The 19,248-nt window shown below is 62.6% G+C and carries 16 protein-coding genes; 6 read left to right on the forward strand and 10 right to left on the reverse strand.

Annotated elements, in window-relative coordinates:
• Positions 1 to 81 precede the first annotated feature (81 nt).
• Positions 82 to 1,356, reverse strand: coding sequence for an NAD(P)/FAD-dependent oxidoreductase (locus ACW9UO_RS18195; protein ID WP_457088741.1), 1,275 nt, complete (start codon positions 1,354 to 1,356; stop codon positions 82 to 84).
• Between the two features lie 111 nt (positions 1,357 to 1,467).
• Here ACW9UO_RS18195 and ACW9UO_RS18200 point away from each other — a divergent pair, with 111 nt between their 5' ends.
• The 3 genes from ACW9UO_RS18200 (at position 1,468) to ACW9UO_RS18210 (ending at position 4,250) form a co-directional block, all read left to right on the forward strand.
• On the forward strand, positions 1,468 to 1,869 hold the full coding sequence (locus ACW9UO_RS18200; protein WP_457088742.1) for a rhodanese-like domain-containing protein: 402 nt from the start codon (positions 1,468 to 1,470) through the stop codon (positions 1,867 to 1,869).
• Between the two features lie 113 nt (positions 1,870 to 1,982).
• Positions 1,983 to 3,062, forward strand: a complete 1,080-nt coding sequence (locus tag ACW9UO_RS18205) for a phosphotransferase family protein (protein ID WP_457088743.1) — start codon at positions 1,983 to 1,985, stop codon at positions 3,060 to 3,062.
• A 12-nt stretch (positions 3,063 to 3,074) separates the two neighbouring features.
• The gene (locus ACW9UO_RS18210; RefSeq protein ID WP_457088744.1) at positions 3,075 to 4,250 is read left to right on the forward strand and encodes an acyl-CoA dehydrogenase family protein; all 1,176 of its coding nucleotides are present in this window, start codon (positions 3,075 to 3,077) and stop codon (positions 4,248 to 4,250) included.
• A 26-nt stretch (positions 4,251 to 4,276) separates the two neighbouring features.
• On the opposite strand, the gene ACW9UO_RS18215 is transcribed toward ACW9UO_RS18210, so the two are convergent.
• The 3 genes from ACW9UO_RS18215 to ACW9UO_RS18225 form a co-directional block, all read right to left on the reverse strand.
• Complete coding sequence (locus ACW9UO_RS18215) at positions 4,277 to 5,374, reverse strand: CaiB/BaiF CoA transferase family protein (protein ID WP_457088745.1); 1,098 nt, start codon at positions 5,372 to 5,374, stop codon at positions 4,277 to 4,279.
• Entirely contained in the window at positions 5,374 to 6,123 is a 750-nt protein-coding gene (locus ACW9UO_RS18220; RefSeq protein WP_457088746.1) for an SDR family oxidoreductase, read from the reverse strand. Before ACW9UO_RS18220 ends, ACW9UO_RS18215 begins: the two co-directional genes overlap by 1 nt.
• Before the next feature lie 141 nt (positions 6,124 to 6,264).
• Positions 6,265 to 7,020, reverse strand: coding sequence for an SDR family NAD(P)-dependent oxidoreductase (locus ACW9UO_RS18225; protein ID WP_457088747.1), 756 nt, complete (start codon positions 7,018 to 7,020; stop codon positions 6,265 to 6,267).
• 236 nt (positions 7,021 to 7,256) lie between these two features.
• On the opposite strand from ACW9UO_RS18225, the gene ACW9UO_RS18230 reads away from it, so the two are divergent.
• Positions 7,257 to 8,003, forward strand: a complete 747-nt coding sequence (locus ACW9UO_RS18230) for a FadR/GntR family transcriptional regulator (protein WP_457088748.1) — start codon at positions 7,257 to 7,259, stop codon at positions 8,001 to 8,003.
• Between the two features lie 45 nt (positions 8,004 to 8,048).
• Here ACW9UO_RS18230 and ACW9UO_RS18235 read toward each other — a convergent pair whose 3' ends face one another.
• The 5 genes from ACW9UO_RS18235 to ACW9UO_RS18255 form a co-directional block, all read right to left on the reverse strand.
• Positions 8,049 to 10,352 (reverse strand): Orn/Lys/Arg family decarboxylase, encoded by a 2,304-nt coding sequence (locus ACW9UO_RS18235; RefSeq protein ID WP_457088749.1) that lies wholly within the window; start codon positions 10,350 to 10,352, stop codon positions 8,049 to 8,051.
• A gap of 228 nt (positions 10,353 to 10,580) precedes the next feature.
• Positions 10,581 to 11,552, reverse strand: coding sequence for a TAXI family TRAP transporter solute-binding subunit (locus tag ACW9UO_RS18240; protein WP_457088750.1), 972 nt, complete (start codon positions 11,550 to 11,552; stop codon positions 10,581 to 10,583).
• Between the two features lie 29 nt (positions 11,553 to 11,581).
• The gene (locus ACW9UO_RS18245) at positions 11,582 to 13,702 is read right to left on the reverse strand and encodes a TRAP transporter permease (RefSeq protein WP_457088751.1); all 2,121 of its coding nucleotides are present in this window, start codon (positions 13,700 to 13,702) and stop codon (positions 11,582 to 11,584) included.
• A complete protein-coding gene (locus ACW9UO_RS18250; RefSeq protein ID WP_457088752.1) occupies positions 13,692 to 15,365 on the reverse strand; it encodes an alkaline phosphatase family protein in 1,674 nt (557 codons plus the stop codon). The genes ACW9UO_RS18245 and ACW9UO_RS18250 overlap by 11 nt, the downstream gene beginning before the upstream one ends.
• Positions 15,366 to 15,504: 139 nt before the next feature.
• A complete protein-coding gene (locus ACW9UO_RS18255; RefSeq protein WP_457088753.1) occupies positions 15,505 to 16,392 on the reverse strand; it encodes a LysR family transcriptional regulator in 888 nt (295 codons plus the stop codon).
• Positions 16,393 to 16,725: 333 nt separating this feature from the next.
• Between ACW9UO_RS18255 and ACW9UO_RS18260 the strand changes: the two genes are divergently transcribed.
• The gene (locus tag ACW9UO_RS18260) at positions 16,726 to 17,805 is read left to right on the forward strand and encodes a PilN domain-containing protein (protein WP_457088754.1); all 1,080 of its coding nucleotides are present in this window, start codon (positions 16,726 to 16,728) and stop codon (positions 17,803 to 17,805) included.
• The gene (locus ACW9UO_RS18265) at positions 17,802 to 18,314 is read left to right on the forward strand and encodes a hypothetical protein (protein ID WP_457088755.1); all 513 of its coding nucleotides are present in this window, start codon (positions 17,802 to 17,804) and stop codon (positions 18,312 to 18,314) included. Before ACW9UO_RS18260 ends, ACW9UO_RS18265 begins: the two co-directional genes overlap by 4 nt.
• On the opposite strand, the gene ACW9UO_RS18270 is transcribed toward ACW9UO_RS18265, so the two are convergent.
• Positions 18,291 to 19,184, reverse strand: coding sequence for a hypothetical protein (locus ACW9UO_RS18270; RefSeq protein WP_457088756.1), 894 nt, complete (start codon positions 19,182 to 19,184; stop codon positions 18,291 to 18,293). The genes ACW9UO_RS18265 and ACW9UO_RS18270 overlap by 24 nt on opposite strands.
• Between the last annotated feature and the right edge of the window lie 64 nt (positions 19,185 to 19,248).

Below are 19,248 nucleotides of genomic sequence, written 5' to 3' on the forward strand. Positions count from 1 at the left end.
AACGCCGGCATGGCCCCGCGCAACATCGGTGAAGATGGCGCCGACATCAACGCCGGCGCGGTTCTTGGGAACGCTCATGGATCAGATCGCCTTGAGGAATTGACTGGCGGTAAAGGTCGACTGATACAACCGCGACATCAGCGGCGCGCTCGGTACCGTCGCAGGATTCGTCATCGGCAGGGGCAGGTCGGCCGGGTCCATCCCGGTTAACAGCTCCGCCATCGCCGCGCCGAAAATCGTGCCGGTGGTGATGCCGCGACCGTTATAACCGATCGGCGTAAACAAGTTCTGCGCCAGTTGGTGAATGCGCGGCAGATGGTCTGGCGTCTTTGCGATCTGGCCGGTCCAGGCCTCCTCAAACACCACCGGGCCGAGGGCTGGAAAGAGGCGCGCAATCTGCTTTTGCGCCCAGCGATGCGATAGCCCGCTGTCCTTGGTGCCAACCACCGTGCCCATCGAGCCGATCAGCAGCCGGTCAGACGCGTCGCGGCGCAGGTCAAACATAACCCGGCCCGTGTCCCAAAGCCCCTGACGGCCCGGCAGGATATAGCTGGCCTCGGGCCCAAGCGGTGTTGTTGCAAGTTGGAAATAATTGATCTTGGTAAAGGTGCGGTTAAGATCTGGCCAAAGATCATCGGTATACGCATTCGTGCCAAGCACCACAGCCTTGGCCGTCAACGTGCCTTTCTCGGTCTCGACTTTCCACACATCGCCCGCGCGCAAAAGCCGGGTGACGCGCGCGCCGGTGCTGATCTTGGCACCTGCCGCCAAAGCGGCGCGCGCCAGACCGCGACAATAGCTCATCGGATTGATCGTGCCGCAGCGGCGATCCACAAGGCCACCGTGGAAATGCGTGGTGCCGATCAGCTCAGACACCTCGTCGCGGTTAAGAAGGTCCACCGGCTCGCCCAGACGCTGCCATTCCGCGTGACGGCCCTTGAGATTGGCCAAGCCGCTCGGCCCGTGGGCCGCATGGATCGTGCCGGTCCGGGTCACTTCACAGCGGATCTGGTGCTGTTCGATCAGCGAAAACACCAGCTCCGGCCCCTTGCCGAAGGTCTTGATAAAGCGCGGTCCATAGGTCTCGCCCAGCTTTTCGCGCACCTCTTGCGGCGGGATCCAGAGCGCCGCGTTCACCAACCCAACACTGCGCCCCGATCCGCCATAGCCAATCTGCTCGGCCTCGATCACATGCGCCGAAAGCCCTCGTTGCGCGCAATGCAGGGCGGTTGAAAGTCCGGTGAACCCGGCCCCGACGATGGCAACATCCACTACCCCCTCTGCATCCAGCGGCGCGGTGTAATCAGACTCAAGCGCCGAAGCATCCCAGAGCGAAATGGCGTCAGATGCGGTCATCTCAGGTCTCCGATTTGGGCTGGCACGACGGGTTTTCGCGAAGCTTGCACGCCGCCGCGAGACGTGTCAATATTTGTAAAATTAATTATATATATCAAAGGGAAAGACCGCATGACGCCGCTCAAGATATCCGCATCCCAGATGGTTCAATCCGCGCGCGCCCGCATAAAAGAGATCGAGACCGCCGACCTGATTGCCATGCTCGATGATCCTGATGTCGTGGTGGTCGATATCCGCGACGTGCGCGAACGCCAGCGCAGCGGCTATATCCCCGGAAGCTTTCACGCGCCGCGCGGGATGATAGAGTTCTGGGTTGATCCCGACAGCCCCTATTTCAAAGAGATTTTCGGGCAGGACAAGACCTTTGTGTTCCACTGCGCCTCGGGCTGGCGGTCGGCGATCACCACGGCCACCTTGCAGGACATGGGCTTCGACGCCGCGCACCTTAAGGAAGGCTTCTCGACGTGGGAAAAACACGGCGGGCCAATCGAATTTCCCGACACAAAGGCCTAGGCGGCGCGACACGGATCGGTGCGCCGGCGCAGTGACGGCCTGGAATGAATTGCTTTTCCAAACCGGCGCAATTATACCTATTAGTGTCGGACAATAAATCGAGGGGAGCGTCGATGACCCGCACAGATGACGCGTCTTCCAGCGCGGACCTGCCCGGCCTGAACTGGGGCCACCTCTACGCGTATCTGGCCAGTCGCGGGCATGTGCTGGACACAGACACCGCGCCGCAACGGTTCGCGGCGGGCTTTGGCAACATGAACTTCCTGCTCCGGGTAGATGGCCGTTTGGTCGTTCTCAGGCGGCCGCCGCTGGGTCCGGTGCCGCCGGGGGCCAACGATATGGGGCGCGAATTTCGCATCCTCTCGCATCTGCACGGGGCCTTGCCGCTGGTGCCGAAAGCGGACCTGTTCTGCGACGACACCGCGATCATCGGCGCGCCGTTTTTCATCATGGAATATCGGCCCGGCCTTGTGATCAGCGATGAGATACCGTCGGACACTAGCGCCAAATGGGCAGGCCCCGCCCCGATTGGCGCATGTCTCGGCACACGGATCGTTGACGTGCTGGCCGAGCTGCACGCCGTCGACTTTAACGCCTGCGGTCTGGGCGACCTTGGCCGCCCCGAAGGCTTTGTGGCGCGCACCCTGCGCGGCTGGTCGAAACGCGCCCACCTAAGCTGGGCGCCCTCGACACCAGCCGACCTTATCACGCTACTGGACTGGCTCGAAAACCACCTACCGACCGGGGCGACGCCCACCACCCTAATTCACAACGATTTCAAGCTCGACAACCTCATTCTTGATCCCGACACGCTCGCGCCGCGCACCCTGATCGACTGGGATATGGGCACGCTTGGCGATCCGCTTTACGACCTTGCCGTGCTGCTCAGTTACTGGACCGAGACGGCGGACCCCGAGGCGATGCACCAACTGCGCCAAATGCCCACCGCCACCCACGGGTTTCCCACCCGCGATGCGGCAGCCGCGCTTTATGCACAGGTCAGCGGGCGCGATTTGCAGGGCTTCACCTTCTACCGCGTGCTCGCGACACTGCGCCTTGCGGTGATCTTTCAACAGCTGTTCCGCCGCTACGAAACCGGCGGCACCGATGACCCCGAATTCGCCCGCTTCGATGCCCTTGCCCTTGGCCTTTTGCGCTTTGGCACGGATGTCGCGGCGGGCCGCCATTTTTGACAAGGACAGCCAATGATTGCCTTTGACCCGACCCCCGAACAGGACGCGCTGCGCGCCCGGATCGAGACCTTTGTCATGGAGCAGATCGCGCCCTATGAGAAAGACCCGCGCAACACGTCCCACGGCCCGACCGAGGATTTGCGCATCGAACTCAATGACTTGGCGCGCGACGCTGGGCTGTTTGCGCCGCATGTGCCCACGCAATGGGGCGGTTTGGGGCTGGATCACGTCAGCATGGCGATTGCCTTTGAGGCCTGCGGATTGTCGCCGCTTGGCCCGATTGCGATGCACTGCGCCGCGCCCGATGAGGGCAACATGAACCTGCTCGACAAGGTGGCGACCGAGGCGCAAAAGGACCGCTGGCTCAAGCCGTTTGCCGCCGGCGCGTTCCGCTCTTGTTTTGCAATGACCGAGCCTTGGGGCGCCGGGGCCGACCCCTCGGGAATGAAAACCAAGGCGCGCTATGACGGCGATGATTTTGTGGTGAATGGGGTCAAATGGCTGATCACCGGGGCCAAGGGCGCGGGCTTTACCATCATCTTTTGTGACGTCGAACCCGACGGCGACAGGCCCGGCGGCCCAACGATGCTGATCTCGGATATGGATACGCCGGGGATCGCGTTGACCCGCGAGATTGACACGCTCGACAGCTCGTTCACCAATGGCCATTGGGAGGTGACGTTCAGCGATCTGCGCATCCCGGCGGCAAACGTTTTGGGCGAGGTTGGCCAAGGCTTTCGTTATGTGCAGGTGCGGCTGGCGCCCGCCCGTTTGACCCATTGCATGCGCTGGCTTGGCGGGGCCGTTCGGGCGCAGCGGATCGCGCTCGACTATGCCCGCAAACGCGAGGCCTTTGGCCAGCCCATCGGGCGGCATGGCGAGGTCGGCGCGATGCTGGCCGAGAATGAGATGGAGTTGCAGCAGAGCCGCCTGATGATCTGGTGGGCCTGCGCCCTGCTCGACAAGGGCGAACACGGGCGGCACGAAAGCTCGATGGTCAAAACGGCGGTGTCCGAGGCGCTGTTTCGCGTCGCAGACCGCTGTGTGCAGGTGCTCGGCGGCATGGGCGTGACCGGCGATACCGTGGTGCAGCAGATCTTCCGCGAGACCCGCGCGTTTCGGATTTATGACGGCCCCTCCGAGGTGCACAAATGGGCGATCTCACGGCGGATCATGAAGACCAGCTAGGCCGCTGTGGCACCGGCGCGTGGACCTCAGTCAAAGGTTTCGCCGGTGTGTTGACCCAGCTTTGGCGCGGGGCGCAGCGGGGCATTGTCGTAAGCGGAGAATTTGATCGGCTGGCGCATCACCTGCTGGGGCGTGCCATCGGCGCGGGTGGTTTCGGCAAACAGCCCGCGCGCGTGAAACTGCGGATCCGCCGCCAGTTCGGACCGCCGCAGCGCGGGGGCCCACATCTGGCCCGAGGCTTCGAACAACGCGTGCCAATGTGCAAAGGGCTGTTGTCGGATGCGGGCCGCGATCTTGCCCACCAGCTCTTCGCGCCGCGCCACCCGGTCGGTCCGGTTCAGGCCAATGCCCTCCGCGACCCCGACATCGCGGCACAGCTGATCCCAATAGGCGTTCTCATGCGCAATCGAGGTGGTCAGCCAACGGCCATCGGCGGTTTCGTAGAGATCATAACCTGGATCGCGCTGTGGCAGGGTGGCCTCTTCGGCGGCGTCCGCCGCAACGAAAGAGGTTTGCAACGCCGCCACCGCCTCGCTCATCGCGATGTCGATATGGGTGCCCTGCCCGGTCCGGTCGCGCGCCACCAGCGCCGAAAGTATGCCCACCGCCGCATAAAGCGCCGACATCGTATCGCCAAGCAAGACGGCCGGCGGCAGGCCCGTTACCGCGCCACTGATCCGCTCGTCCAGCGCACCGGCATGACCCTGAAAGCCAAGGTCATGCGCCGGGCGCATCCTGTACGGGCCGGTCTGGCCATAGCCGGACACCGAGGCATAGACCAGCCGCGGATTAAGCGCCTTCAGATCATCATAGCCCAGCCCCAGCTTGGCGAGTTTGCCCGGCCGAAAGCCCTCGATAAACACGTCGGCCTTGGCAATCAGATCGAGCAATTCCGCCTTCTGCTCGGGGATGCGCGCATCCAGCGCCACCGCGCGTTTGTTGCGGTTCAGTGCCTCATAAAACGATGGTAAAAAGCGCGCGGGATCGCCGCCGGGCCGCTCCACCTGGATCACATCCGCCCCCATATCCGACAGCGTCAGCGTGCAAAACGGGCCGGGATATTGCTCGGCCATCGAGACGATGCGAATGCCGGCCAACGCGCCGGGTTTGCGCGGGTCTGTCATCAGATCGCCCAGCTCTGCGCATCGTCCACTGTCAGCGCCTCGCCATTGACGAAATGACTGCGCGGATCGACCAGGAACAACAGCGCGCTGTCGAGGTCTTTAGGCTCACCCACCCTTGCACGCGGCAGCCTCGCCAGCTCGGCCTTGCCTTGATCAGTCTCCCAAAACGCGTCGTTGATCGGGGTGCGGATGTAGCCGGGGCACAGCGCATTCACCCGGATGCCGTATCTGCCCCACTCCAGCGCATGCCCCGCCGTCAGATGCCGGATCGCCGCCTTGGACATGGTATAAAGCGAGACGCCTTTGGCGACGCGGGCCGAAAGGATCGACGATATATTGACGATGCAGCCTTGGGCCTCGGCCTCGATCCAGCGTGTGGCGCAAAGCTGTGACAGCCGCCAAGGCGCGCGCACATTCACCGCCATCGTCTGCTCGAAATCATCGAGCGTGGCCTTGTGGGCGCGGGCGGGTCGGCTGATCCCGGCGTTGTTGATCAGGATGTCGGGCACGCCCATACGCGCGGCAACCGCATCGATCAGGGCGTCGGGGGCCGCAGGATCGGCGGCATCGAATGCAAAGGCCATCGCCCGCCCGCCCTGGCCTTCGATCTCGGCCACCAGATTGGCCAGCTTGTCAGCGCTGCGGGCGGCCACCGCGACAGCAGCCCCCTGCGCGGCCAAGGTCAGCGCGAATTGATACCCAAGGCCCGAAGAGGCCCCGGTGACCAGTGCAATCTTGTTCTCGAGCATCCCTAGCCCCTCCACGGCGACAGTCTTTGATAGGGCGACGCTAGCATGCGGTTTAGTGTCGGACAATAACCGAGGCATGGTTTCACGCACATTCCCCGCAAATGCCGCCCCGCGCTGACGGTGAGAACAGGCCTCAGCCGCCTATTTCGCCGTCATGCGCAGGGCCCCGTCCAGCCGGATCACCTCGCCATTCAGCATCGGATTGGCAAAGATCGCCGCCACCAGATCGGCAAATTCCGACGCCTTGCCAAGGCGCGGCGGGAACGGCACTTTGGCCCCAAGCGAGTCTTGCACCTCTTGCGGCAAGCCAGCCATCATTGGCGTCTCAAAGATGCCCGGCGCCACCGCCATCACCCGAATGCCCGAGCGCGCCAATTCGCGGGCGGCGGGCAAGGTAAGGCTGACAACACCGCCTTTTGAAGCGGCATAAGCCGCCTGCCCGATTTGCCCGTCAAAGGCCGCGACCGACGCGGTGTTGACGATCACGCCCCGCTCGCCGTCCGGCCCGGCCTCGCCCTCGGCCATCGCCTCAGCGGCCAGCCGCATACAGTTGAACGTGCCGATCAGGTTGATCGAAACCGCCTTGGAAAACAGCTCCAGATCATGCGGCCCGTCGCGTCCGACGATCTTTTGCCCCGGCGCGATCCCAGCGCAATTGACCAGCCCGTGCAGCCCGCCAAAGCGGCTTTTGGCCGTCGCGACGGCCTCGGCCACATCGGTGGGCGCGGTCACATCGGCCTTCACCAGGAGCGCATTCTCGCCAAAGCGGTCGCCATTGTCGGTGTTGAGATCGAGCCCCACCACATTGGCCCCACCCGCGATCAACCGGGTCACCACACCCGCGCCCAGCCCGGAATTTGCCCCCGTGACCAGAATTGTTTTGCCATTGATGTCCATGACACCCTCCCACTTTTGTTAATCCGGATCGGTAAACTGGGGAGGCATGGTAAACAATGATATTTCAATGTCTATCGACTGACTGAAAATGCCGCGCATCGGTGATGACGAATGTGCGTGCGGCGCGCTGGCAGGCAAATTTGTGTCGGACACAAACCCCGAATACGGGAAATACCCTCGCATTGCGTCGGTCAAATCGTATAGTGACCGGTGATATTGACGCAAAGAGATATCCGATGAAATTAGACCTCGATCCCGCGGCGGACCTGCCGGTTTTTCGCCAGTTGGCCCGGGCCTTGCAGCAACAGATCCTTTCAGGCGCGCTGCCGCCCGGTGCGCGAATGCCGGCGGAAACGGCCTTGGCCAGCGAGAACGGCATTCACCGGTCGACCGTGCGCGAGGCCATCCGCGCGCTTGAGCAACAAGGGCTGCTGTATCGTGAAGAGGGCAAGCGCAAACTGTTCGTGTCGCGCCCCAACACCGAGGAACAGTCACGCCGGTTGGTGACGCCGCTGGTGATGAATGGCGTGACGTTTGAGGAGATTTGGGAGGCAATCCGCGCGCTTGATCCGGTGGCCGCCGAAGCGGCCGCACAGCGGCGTGATCCCGACGACGTGAAGGCGCTTGAGGACAATCTCGCCCGGACCAAGGCGGCGATGAATGACCCCGATGCGCTTGTACGGCTGGATATCGAGTTTCACGAACTGATCGCGCTGGCGGCCAACAATCGGGTGATCCAGGCGTTAAGACTGCCAATCAGCGACTTGTTTTACCCGTCTTTCCAGACTGTAATGACGAACCTGAATGCCAGTGAACGACTGTTGACCGCGCATGAAAAGATTCTGCACGCGATAAAATGGGGCGATGGCGCGGAGGCCAAGGACTGGATGATCAAGCACCTGAACGACTTCCGCAAAGGCTATGAGCTTGCAAGCCTCGACATCACCGGCCCGGCAGATTTTCCCGCGCGGACCGGTAAATAGGGCGGGTGACGTTTTAGCCACCCTGCCCCATCACGACCGGATAGACTAAGCCTCGGGCAGAGCCACGCAATCGGCGAAGTGGTGGGTTTCGCCGAAGTCGCCGGTTTCGCGCACCAACCCGTGAATGTCGGTCTCAAACCCCGGACATTCGCGCGCGAATTCGCGGTTGAACCGCAGGTATTCCACGATCTTGGCGTTAAACACCTCGCCCGGGATCAAAAGCGGGATGCCGGGGGGATAGGGCGTGACCAGACTGGTCGTCACCCGCCCCTCAAGATCGTCAATCGCCACCCGATCCGTCTTGCGCCGCGCAATATGCGAGAACGCCTCGGACGGGGTCATCGCCGGCATGTGGTCGCTCAGATAAATCTCGGTCGACAGCCGCGCCACATCGTATTTCGCATACAGCGTATGGACGTGCTGGCACAGATCCTTCAGCCCCATCCGCTCATAGCGCTGCTGCTTGCCGCAGAACTCTGGCATCACCCGCCACAGTGGCTGGTTCTTGTCGAAGTCATCCTTGAACTGCTGCAACGCCGCCAAAAGCGAGTTCCAGCGGCCCTTGGTGATGCCGATGGTGAACATGATAAAGAAGCTGTAAAGCCCGGTCTTTTCAACCACAACGCCGTGTTCAGCCAGATATTTTGACACGATCGAGGCCGGGATGCCGGTGGCGTGAAAGCTGCCATCAAGGTTCAGGCCGGGGGTGATGATGGTGGCCTTGATCGGGTCAAGCATGTTGAACCCCGGTGCCATATCACCGAAATCATGCCAGCTGTCTTCGCCGGTGGGTTGCACGCCGTCGGCGTCGGTCTTTTTCAGAACCCAGTCGCGGGTCTGGCCCATGCCATCCTCGGTGTCGTCGAAATCGGAGGGGCCCCAGACCTGGAACCACCACTCATCCGGGCCGTATTCCTTGTCGACCTTCATCATCGCACGGCGGAATTCCAACGCCTCGACAATGCTTTCCTCAACCAAGGCGGTGCCGCCCGGAGGCTCCATCATCGCCGCCGCCACATCGCAAGACGCGATGATCGAATATTGCGGGCTGGTCGAGGTGTGCATCAGGTAGGATTCGTTGAACAGGTGCCGGTCAAGCTTGGTCTCTTCGCTGTCTTGCACCAGAACATGGCTGGCCTGGCTGATCCCGGCGAGCAGTTTGTGCACCGATTGCGTCGCATAGGTGACCGAATGTTTGGTGCGCCCGCGCTTGCGGCCCATCGCATGATAGCTTCCATAAAACGGATGGAACGCCGCGTGCGGCAGCCACGCCTCATCGAAATGCAGGTTCTCCACATAGCCGTCGAGCAGGCCTTTGATCTCTTCGGTGTTGTAGAGCACGCCATCGTAAGTTGATTGCGTCAGGGTCATGACCCGGGGTTTCACCGCCTCGGCGTCATAGCCTTCAAGCAGCGGATTGGCGCGGATCTTGGCCTTGATCGTTTCGGGTTCAAACTCCGAGCGTTGGATCGGGCCGATGATACCCCAGTGGTTGCGCGTGGGTTTCAGGAACACCGGGATCGCGCCGGTCATGATGATCGCGTGCAGGATCGACTTGTGGCAATTGCGGTCCACCACAACAACATCGCCGGGGGCCACGGTGTGGTGCCAGACCATCTTGTTGCTGGTCGAGGTGCCGTTGGTGACGAAATAGCAGTGATCGGCGTTAAAGATCCGCGCGGCGTTCTTTTCAGACTCGCCAATGGCCCCGTTGTGATCAAGCAACTGGCCGAGCTCTTCGACCGCGTTGCACACATCGGCGCGCAGCATGTTTTCGCCGTAGAACTGGTGGTACATCTGGCCGATTGGCGATTTGAGGAAGGCAACGCCGCCCGAATGCCCCGGACAATGCCAGGAATAAGAGCCGTCCTCGGCGTAATCCAGCAGCGCTTTGAAAAACGGCGGTTGGATGAATTCCAGATAGCTTTTGGCTTCGCGGATGATGTGGCGGGCGACAAACTCCGGCGTATCCTCGAACATGTGGATAAAGCCGTGCAGCTCGCGCAGGATGTCGTTTGGAAGGTGGCGCGAGGTCTTGGTCTCGCCATAGATATAGATCGGCACGTCGGCGTTTTTCCAACGCACTTCCTCGATGAATTTGCGCAGGTTCACCACCGCGGGATCAAGATCGGGACCGGGGCTGAATTCCTCGTCGTCGATGGACAGAACAAAGGCCGAGGCGCGGCTTTGTTGTTGGGCGAATTGCGACAGGTCGCCATAGCTGGTGGCGCCAAGCACCTCGAAGCCTTCGCTTTCGATGGCGTCGGCCAAGGCGCGGATGCCAAAACCAGAGGTGTTTTCGGATCGGAAGTCTTCATCGATGATGACGATGGGAAAACGGAACTTCATAGGTCCCTCCTTGGGGCATACTCGCGGCGTCCGGCCTTTGTTTCCGCCGCCGCCCGCAAGGTCAAGGACTACCTCAGGCGCGGCCGATGAAATTCGATCCGTTCCCGACTTATGCAGCGGTCCTGTCGGCCAGTTTTGGCCGAGTGCCCGATGGCCGCTGTCGCCAAGCAATGTGCTTTGCCCAAAGAGATACGGCCCCGGAGCACGCGCGCGCCGGGGCCATATGGGTTACTTCAATGCGCCAACTTCGCGGTAATACCGCTCTGCGCCGGGATGCAGCGGCATGTCAGCCAAAGATTGCACCGCGAACTCAAGGTTAAGCGCCTTAGCCCAGGGCGCATCTGTCGAAATCGTGTCGATATTGTCCCAGAACGCTTTGGTCACCTGATAGACGGTTTCCTCGTCCAGACCGGCGCGCACCCCGATGCCAACGGCGGTGTCATTCGACATCACCGCGCTCTCGTTGACCTGATTGCCATAAAGACCCGCAGGCACCTCGGCGAGGTAGCGGAAGTTGCCAAGATACTTGGTGACCGCCTCGCCGCTGTGATCCTCGGGGCCAATAAAGCGCAGGCTTTCGGTCTCGGTGAACTGGATGAACTGCTGGCACGGATCAAGGCAGCCGTTCACATACATGTCGATCTTGCCATCGAGGAAGGATTGGAAACCGGTGGCCCAGTTCGCCGTGATCGCCTCATAATCTTCGCCCGCGACCAGCCCGGTTGTCGCCTCGATCCAGCCTTTGGCGGCATTGAACGCACCGCCGCCCGCTGGCCCAAGAAAGACGGTTGCGCCCTCGATATCATCGAGGAGTTCGATGTCGCTGTTGCCGCGCACAGCGTAGTGATACTGGCCGTAAGGGAACCACATCAGCAGCGCCACGTTCTCTGACAACGCGGCGGCGTCGGCCTCTTTGGCGTACATCGCTTTGCCGGTCGACATGAAATTATAAATCGTCGGTGACGCCATATACATGTCAAGATTGCCGCGCGCCGTTTCGATCTGGTGCAGGGTGGCGGCACCGCCCCCGGCGACTTCGATCTCGATCCCGTCAAGATGGCCGTTCACCACATTGGCAAAGGTCGCCATGGTGACAGCTTGCCCAAGGCTCGGTTCAATCGTTGCCATCTTGAGCGTTTCAGCGCTCGCAATCCCGCCCGCAAGCATCAGCGCGGCGGCTGCAAAAGTCGTGGTCTTCATGGTGTCTCCTCCGATTATGTCGTTGTTTTTTAGTGTTGTACCTTGGCCAATGCGGCTTTGCGCGCCAGCAGCGGACCACCGATGATCACAGCAAGCCCAAGCGCGGCAGCCGGGGCCGCAAAGGCCAGTTGCGGCAGCAGCGTTGCACCTCCCAATGCAACGCGTGTGACCCGTTCGACCCCTGTAAGCCGGGTGCGGTCAAACCCTGCGAGCGCAGATGCAATCAACCACATCGCCAGGGTGAAAGCCCCGATGATCCAGAAGAAATCGAACCAGGTCACGGTGGTGATGTCGATCATCGCGCTCGAGCTGACCGGGTCTTCGCCGAACCACTCAAACAGCACCTGCAATTTGTAAAGCACCGCCGGATGATAGACAAAGACGAAGGGGATCAGGAAACCAGCGAGTGCGATCTTGGCCGCCTCGAACCCGGTCTTGATCGGATCGGCCCCGGCAATCGGCGCGGCGGCAAAAGCCGCAAGCGCCACCGGCGGCGTCACCGTCGACATCATCGCAAAGACCACCACAAACAGGTGCAGCGTCAGCGGCGCGATGCCCACCGTATCAATCCCCGAGCTAAGCGCGATGACGATGATAAAGTAGGTCGCCCCCGGCGGCAGCCCCATGCCCAGCACGATAGAGCCCAGCGCCACCACGATCAGCACGATTGGCAGTGGCCCATCCGCCACCTGCGCCAACAGCAAGGACAAACGCCCCGAAAAGCCCGAAGTCTGGATCAGCCCGACGATCAACCCGATGGCCGTCACGATCACCACAATGGTTCCCGCCATGCGCCCGGCATCGACCAAGGCGCGCCAGATCCGCGCCCCCGAGCGGAATTCGCGAAACAGCACCGCAGCCGAAGCCATCGCCACCACCAGCCCATAGAACCCGGCCTTGGGCACCGACGGCTGTGCAAATAGAAAGTAGGACAGCGTGCCAAGCGGGATCACAAAGACCAGAGATTGCACCCAGTCCGCGCCGGTCAACTTGGGGCGCTCTGCCTCCGGCAACGCGCCAATGCCGCATTTGCGCGCCTCGAAATACACCGCAAGAAAGGTGCCGAGGTAGTAGAAAATCGCCGGAAGGATCGCGGCAACCACGATGTAGCGGTACTCCAGCCCGATCTGCCCGGCGACGAAAAACGCCACCACGCCCATCACCGGCGGCATGATCTGTCCACCGGTCGAGGCCGCCGCTTCAACCGCCCCGGCAAAGGCCGGTTTGAAGCCGGATTTGCGGATCACCGGGATCGTCATCACCCCGGTCGACACCACGTTGGAAATCGCCGCGCCCGACAGCGTGCCAAACAGCGCCGATGAGGCCACCGCCGCATGTGCCGCGCCGCCAGTCAATCCGCCGGTCAGCCGGTTGGCGATCTTCATCAAGAGGTCGCCCGCCCCCGAGGCCATGAGAACCGCGCCAAAGACGATAAAGATCAGCACGTTGCCCGTCACCACCTGGATCGGCTGGCCAAACATGCCGCCGGTCTGTGCCCAGAACTGAAGCACCATTTGGCGCAGGTTCTGGCTAAAGGTGGCCTCAGACCCCGCAAGGATGCCGGTCCAGTCGGGCAGGTATCCTTTGACGAAGAAATAGATCACCCAGAACAGGCAGAAGCCAACGATAAAGCCGCCAAACAGCCGCCATGTCAGGTAGAGCGTGATCGCCGTGGCCAGCGGAAACATCACATAGTCCCATGGGCTTGCCGAGGGCAAAACACCCGCGTCGCTGGCAAAGATCACCACGATCCAGCTGCTGTAGGCCAGAACCGCCAACGCGGTCATCGCCCAGTTCACCCAACGCATGCCGTCGCCCCGGTGCAAGGTTAACAGCGTGATGCAAAAGCTCAGGACAATTGGCAGGCCAATGATCAGGCCGGTGGGCAGCAGAAAGGATTGCTCAAAGCTGCGATAGGCCGAGCCAAGCCAATGTTCGCGCAAAAACACCCGCTGGTCGCGGCGGCTCATCTCGTCAAACGCAGGGGTCGTGGTTTCGATGAACCAGCGCACCAGCTCGCTAAGCGGGCCGGAGGCCGCGTAAAGCACGATCACCGCGACGAAAATCACCGCAACGATGTCGCCGATGCGTCTGTCAAACAGCCGTCCGGCGGCGGCGTCGCTCAGGTGCTCTGTGGTTTCACCCGTCATGGACCGTCTCCCCGACTGCGCTTTCGTTGGTGTAGTTTTGCCGCGCGGGACCGCGATATTTCTCGGTCAGTTCGGCAGGCACTTCGCTGCCATCCACCATAAACGGCAGGATGCCGCGCCGCGCAGAGCGTCCGCGCATGCCGCGAATATCGTCGTCCGACAGTGTCACCCGCTGCGACATGCGCAGGCTCCATTGCATGAGGCTGCCATACAGACGGTCAACCTCGCCCTTATGCGCAGGCACCGCCCCCAGATCGCTCAGTTCCTCGGGATCATTGGCCAGATCAAACAGCATCGGGCGAAATCCGCCCTCAAAGTGGATCAGCTTCCAGCGCCCGTCGAACACCATGAACATCCGCGCATCGCGCACAGACACCCCCAGCGCCTCGGCGCGTGGCGTCACCGAATAATCGTATTCGCTGATCACATAGTCGCGCCAATCCTCGGGCGCCTCACCCCGAAGCCACGGCATCAATGACCGGCCCTCAAGGATGTGATCGGCCACCGTGCCGCCCGCCGCCTCGACAAAGGTGGGGGCCAGATCGATGGCCTCGACCAATGCGTCGCAGGTGGTGCCACGGGTGGCGTCGGCCTCGGCACGCGGATCGCAAATGATCATCGGGATCTTGACGCTGGCGTCGTGAAAGAAGTCCTTTTCGCCGAGCCAATGATCGCCCAGATAATCCCCGTGGTCCGAGGTCAGTACGATCATCGTGTTGTCCATCTTGCCCGTCGCTTCGAGATGATCGAGCAACGCGCCAAGCTGGTCATCGCATTGCTTGATCAGCCCCATATAGGCCGGGATCACCTTTTCGCGCACCGCATCCTGCTGAAACGCGCGCGACACGCGGATGGAGTGGTAGGCGTTCAGCACCGGGTGCGGATCGTCCAGTTCGGCGGTGTCGCGCACCGGTGGTTTGATGTCGGCGGCGCTGTACATGTCGTGATAGGGGGCGGGAACGATATAAGGCCAATGCGGCTTGATAAACGAGACGTGCGCGCACCAATCGCTCTTGGCCTGATCGATAAACGCCATGGTTTCGCGGGTGAGCCAGGGCGTTTCGCTGTCCTCTTCGCGGATGTTTGCGGGTTTGTCGGCGTTGTCGAACATCCAGCCCGACGCCATCGCGCCGTCCTCGACCCCGGCATTGGCGTAATCGGCCCAGGGGTTGGTGCCGTCATAGCCGCGCGCAGCCAGATAGGCGTTATAAGGCGAGCGCTTGGCGTCATAAAACCCGTCCGGGCCTTCGCCCCAAAGGCCGTCATCGCGGGTCCATGGGTCGAACCCGCATTCGGCCTGACGCGCGCCAATAACGGTGTCGGTGGTCAGCCCGAGGCGCTTCATCCCCTTGGCATCGGCCTTCATGTGGGTTTTGCCCAGCAGCACACAGTCCATCCCCGCCTCGCGCAGGTGATCGCCCAAGGTCACTTCACCCACCCGCAGCGGATAGCCGTTCCACTGCGCCCCATGTGACGCCGCATAGCGCCCAGTGTAAAAGCTCATCCGCGACGGACCACAGACCGGCGATTGCACATAGGCGTTGGTAAACCGCACACCGCGCGCCGCGACCCGGTCGAAATTTGGCGTGTGCAGATGTGGATGGCCCGCGCAGCTTAGATAATCAAAGCGCAACTGGTCATACATGACGAACAGAATGTTCATCTCGTCCCCCCCAATGGTCGTCTCTCCCGACAGCCAAAGGCTGCCTCTCCACCGACAGGGTACTGTACGCGCACGCCGCGAGGATAGAACCTATGTTATCATACCGATAACTTTCGGGCATAGGGCGATTGCGCCTGCGTCAGTCCCCCAAATGCAGCACACAATCGCAGAAATAGCGCGTGGCGGGCGTGAGTGGCCGGTCTGATGCGGTGGTGACAGCGATCTGCGCCGGGCCCACCGTTTCGGCCACGGGCACGGTTGCGATGCGCCAATGGCGCTGGAATTCCGTCATCACCTGGCCGGGAAAGGTGCAGAGGTAATCGCTGTCTTGAATCATCGCCAGCACGCTGAACATCGAATCCGAATGCACCACCGCGCGCGGCGGCGGGATGCCCAGATCAAGGAACGCTTGCTGCGACAGCGGCTGACGGCCGCGTGCGCCGATCATGATCCACTCGGCCCCCTCAAGGTCGCGCAGGCTGCGCGCGGCCAGCCACCGCGACGTGGCCCCGGTGGCGATGACAATTGAGGTCATCGTAAGCGGTTCGCTGCGCAGCCCGAGGGCGTTGTTGCCCGACGGGGCCGGCCCGATCACCACATCGGTTTTGCCATCGCGCAGCGGGGCAAAGGCCATCGGCTCATGCCCGCCGCTGATCTGAAGATGGGTGTCGGGATAGCGCCGCCGAAACCGTTTGACCGCCTCGGGCACAAAGCGGATCGCGCCGAGCGGCGAGACCGTGACATTGATCCGCCCGCCGGAAATGCCGCTGATCTGGTCAACCTCTTCCTGCAATTTGCGCAGTTCCGCCTGAATGACGGTCGCCCGTTTCAGCACCGGCGCGCCCAGTTCCGTGACAGCCACCCCCGACGGCCCGCGTTGGAAAATCACCGCGCCCAAATCGGCCTCGGCCTGCCGCAGCGCTTTGGTCAATGCCGGCTGGGTCCGGCCCATGGCCTTGGCCGCCGCACGAATGCTGCCGCAGTCCTGTATCGCCAAAAGCATTTCGATGTGCTGTAATTTGATCATTCTGCGCGCCCCCTATGCCCCAAGGTTATACCCCTGATGCTTTGCGCACTAGCCGCGAAAATCCGCGCTCAGTAGGCCAAGCTGTCGGCGGACCTGTAGGCCGCTCTGCGCAGGTCCGATTAAAGGCCGCAGCGGCCTGATATGCAGCTTGCTCTTGTGTCGTCCGAACCGCCCGGCACACAGGCCAAGTGATTGCGGTTCCTTGCAAAGTGTGCAGGCATGGATTTCGCCATTGGCATATCAGGCCGGGTGTGATCGACTGTATAAAGTGATGACGTCGAATTTGAACAGGACAGGCGGGTTCGCCCCCGCGCGCGCAGCAAAGGCGTGGCCATGAGCGGCTCTACACTTGGCCGCGCGCTGGGTTGGTGGTCCGATGGGTTGCGCCACGGGTTGCCCGAATGGCTCTCTAGCTTGCTGTTTGGTCCGCGCTCTACGCTGGTGCTGAAAACCTCGGACACCCGCGCGCAGCTGATGCTCGACAGCGGCACCGAGCAGGTTGAACTGTTCGACGAGCCGGTCATTGCCGCCCAAGATGACGCCGCGCCCAAGATTGCGCGCAGCCGGGCGGTGCGGCGTGCCCGCAGCATAGACGCCGGCGAGGTGGTGCTGCAGTTGCCCCGCCATCAGGTGCTCAAGACACGGATCGACCTGCCGGCGCGGGCCGCGATCAACCTGCACGGCGAGATCGAAAAAGACATCAATCGCTATACCCCCTTCAATCCGAAAGACGTCTATTTCGATGCACGGGTCGACAATGTCGAGGCCGAGGGCGAAACCATAAAAGTTGTCATGCTGATCGCCCAAGTCGCGGATGTGACGCGGTTGGTGGCTTTGGCCCGCTCGATCGGGCTGCGCCCGACCCGGGTGACGGATGACGCCAGCGACCCGCAGTTGAACCTGCTGCCGCCGCTCCAACGCCACCGCCCGAAACGGATCTTGCCGCGGCTGATCCAGGGGACAGCCTTGCTGTTGGTAGTGGCGCTGATGGCGCTGGCCGGACTGGAATACACCGGACGGCAAGCCGCGCTGGAACAGACCCGCGCGGAGACCCGCGAGTTGCGTCGCGGAGCGCAAGGCGCGGCGGCGATGGAACAGCGGCTTGAAGCGCTGCGCACGGCCGCCAGTCTGGTGGAAACCCGCAAGGCCGAGAGCGCCTCGGTGGGGGCGGCGCTGGAAACCGTCACGGCGTCGCTGACCGACACGGACTACCTCGCCAGTTTCGATCTCGCCCAAGGCGTGATATCCATGGCGGGCTATTCCAAGGATCCAACCGCGATGCTGTTGTTGCTCGACAAGAACCCTGCGCTGGAAAATGCCCGGTTCACCGCCCCCACCACGCGGGACGAACGCACCGGGCGACAGCGCTTTTTCGTCTCGGTCGATCTGGTGCGCACGGGGGGCGGCGAATGATCCTGCGGTTGCTTCTTATCCTTGCGGTGCTCGGCGGCGGTCTGGTCTGGACCGGGGTGCAACTGCAAGCGTCATTGCGGGGGGAAGACGTGGCTCCTGCAGGCACCGCCCTCCCCGAGGCCGCGCCCGACAAGGCCGATTTCGCCGTCACGCTGCCGCCTGCGGTGTATGAGGCGCGACCGCCCAATGAGACCGCATTGCTTGACCGGGCGGTGTTTGAGCCGACGCGCAAACGCCCCGCCCCGCCGCGTGCCGAGGCCCCCGCCGCCTCAGCCCCGGCAACCGCCACCGCGCCCGCCCCGCAACAAGAGCTGACGGCGCGCATTCTGGGCACGATCCTTCAGGACGGCAAAGACATCCTTGTGATGCAAACCACCCCGAGCGCGCCAACGCTGCGGATTTCTGTCGGCGACGCGGTACAGGGCTGGGAGTTGGTCGAAATCACCTCGTCGGGGGCAAAGTTCCAGTCGGGCGAGCGCATCACCTCACTCGAGCTGCTGCTCGAATAGATCGGTCTCGGGCGCCGGAAACAGCGCCCCATCAACCCGCCGCCACAGCCGCCGATCATACGGGGCCGTTGACTGCGCGCCCCCCAGCATCACCACCGCCTCTCGCGCAAAGGCACCGCCACCGGGCAGAACCGCCTCGGCGCGCAGCCGCAACAGATTGGATCGGTCGGGCACATCCGTCGCAAGTGCAGTCAGCGGCAAAGGCTGCGTGGTGGCGGGAAAGCGCGCGGGCGGCAGGGCGCCGGTCGCAAGGCGCGGCGGCGCGCCCAGCTCGGTACGCTTGGGCGTGGCCAGACCGGTATAGACCGTGGCCTGGGTCGCGATCCTCTGGGCAAGGTCGGCCGAGACACCCGGCACCGCGCCGATCTCTTCGACCAGCCCAAAGGCGAAATGGCCGCTGGCCTGTAGCCGCTCATCCGTCACCGTGCTGCGAAAGTCCGACCGCGCCGCCGCACGATACTCGGTGACGCCACGGGCCAGCGTTGTCGCCTCGGCCAGCGTCACCCGCAGGTTGAGAAACATCGCCACCAACGCCGCCTCAGACGCGGTGTTAAGATCGGTGCGCTGGCGTTCATCCCAGACCGCCACCCGCACCTCGGCCCCGTTCATCCCCCAAGCATACGGCGTGCCGTCAAGGAACCAATCCTCGGGTTCGCCGGTCATGATAATGTACAGCGCCGTGTCGAGCGCGCCATCGGCGGCCAATTCGGCACCGTAGGCATCGGTGGTGTTCAGCGCCAGCGCGATGTCATTGCGGCTGGCTTGGTTGGCGGCGGTGGCAATCAGCGCCAGAAGCACGGAGAACCACAGGACGAGGATCAAGGCGATGCCACGCTGGCTGGACTTTCGGGGGATGGCGCTGTCTGACATATCCGGACTGTAGCCGCCCCCGCGACGCCGGCAAAGACGGCATTTCCGCCGACGCAACATTCCG

The organism is Marinovum sedimenti, from assembly GCF_054052205.1.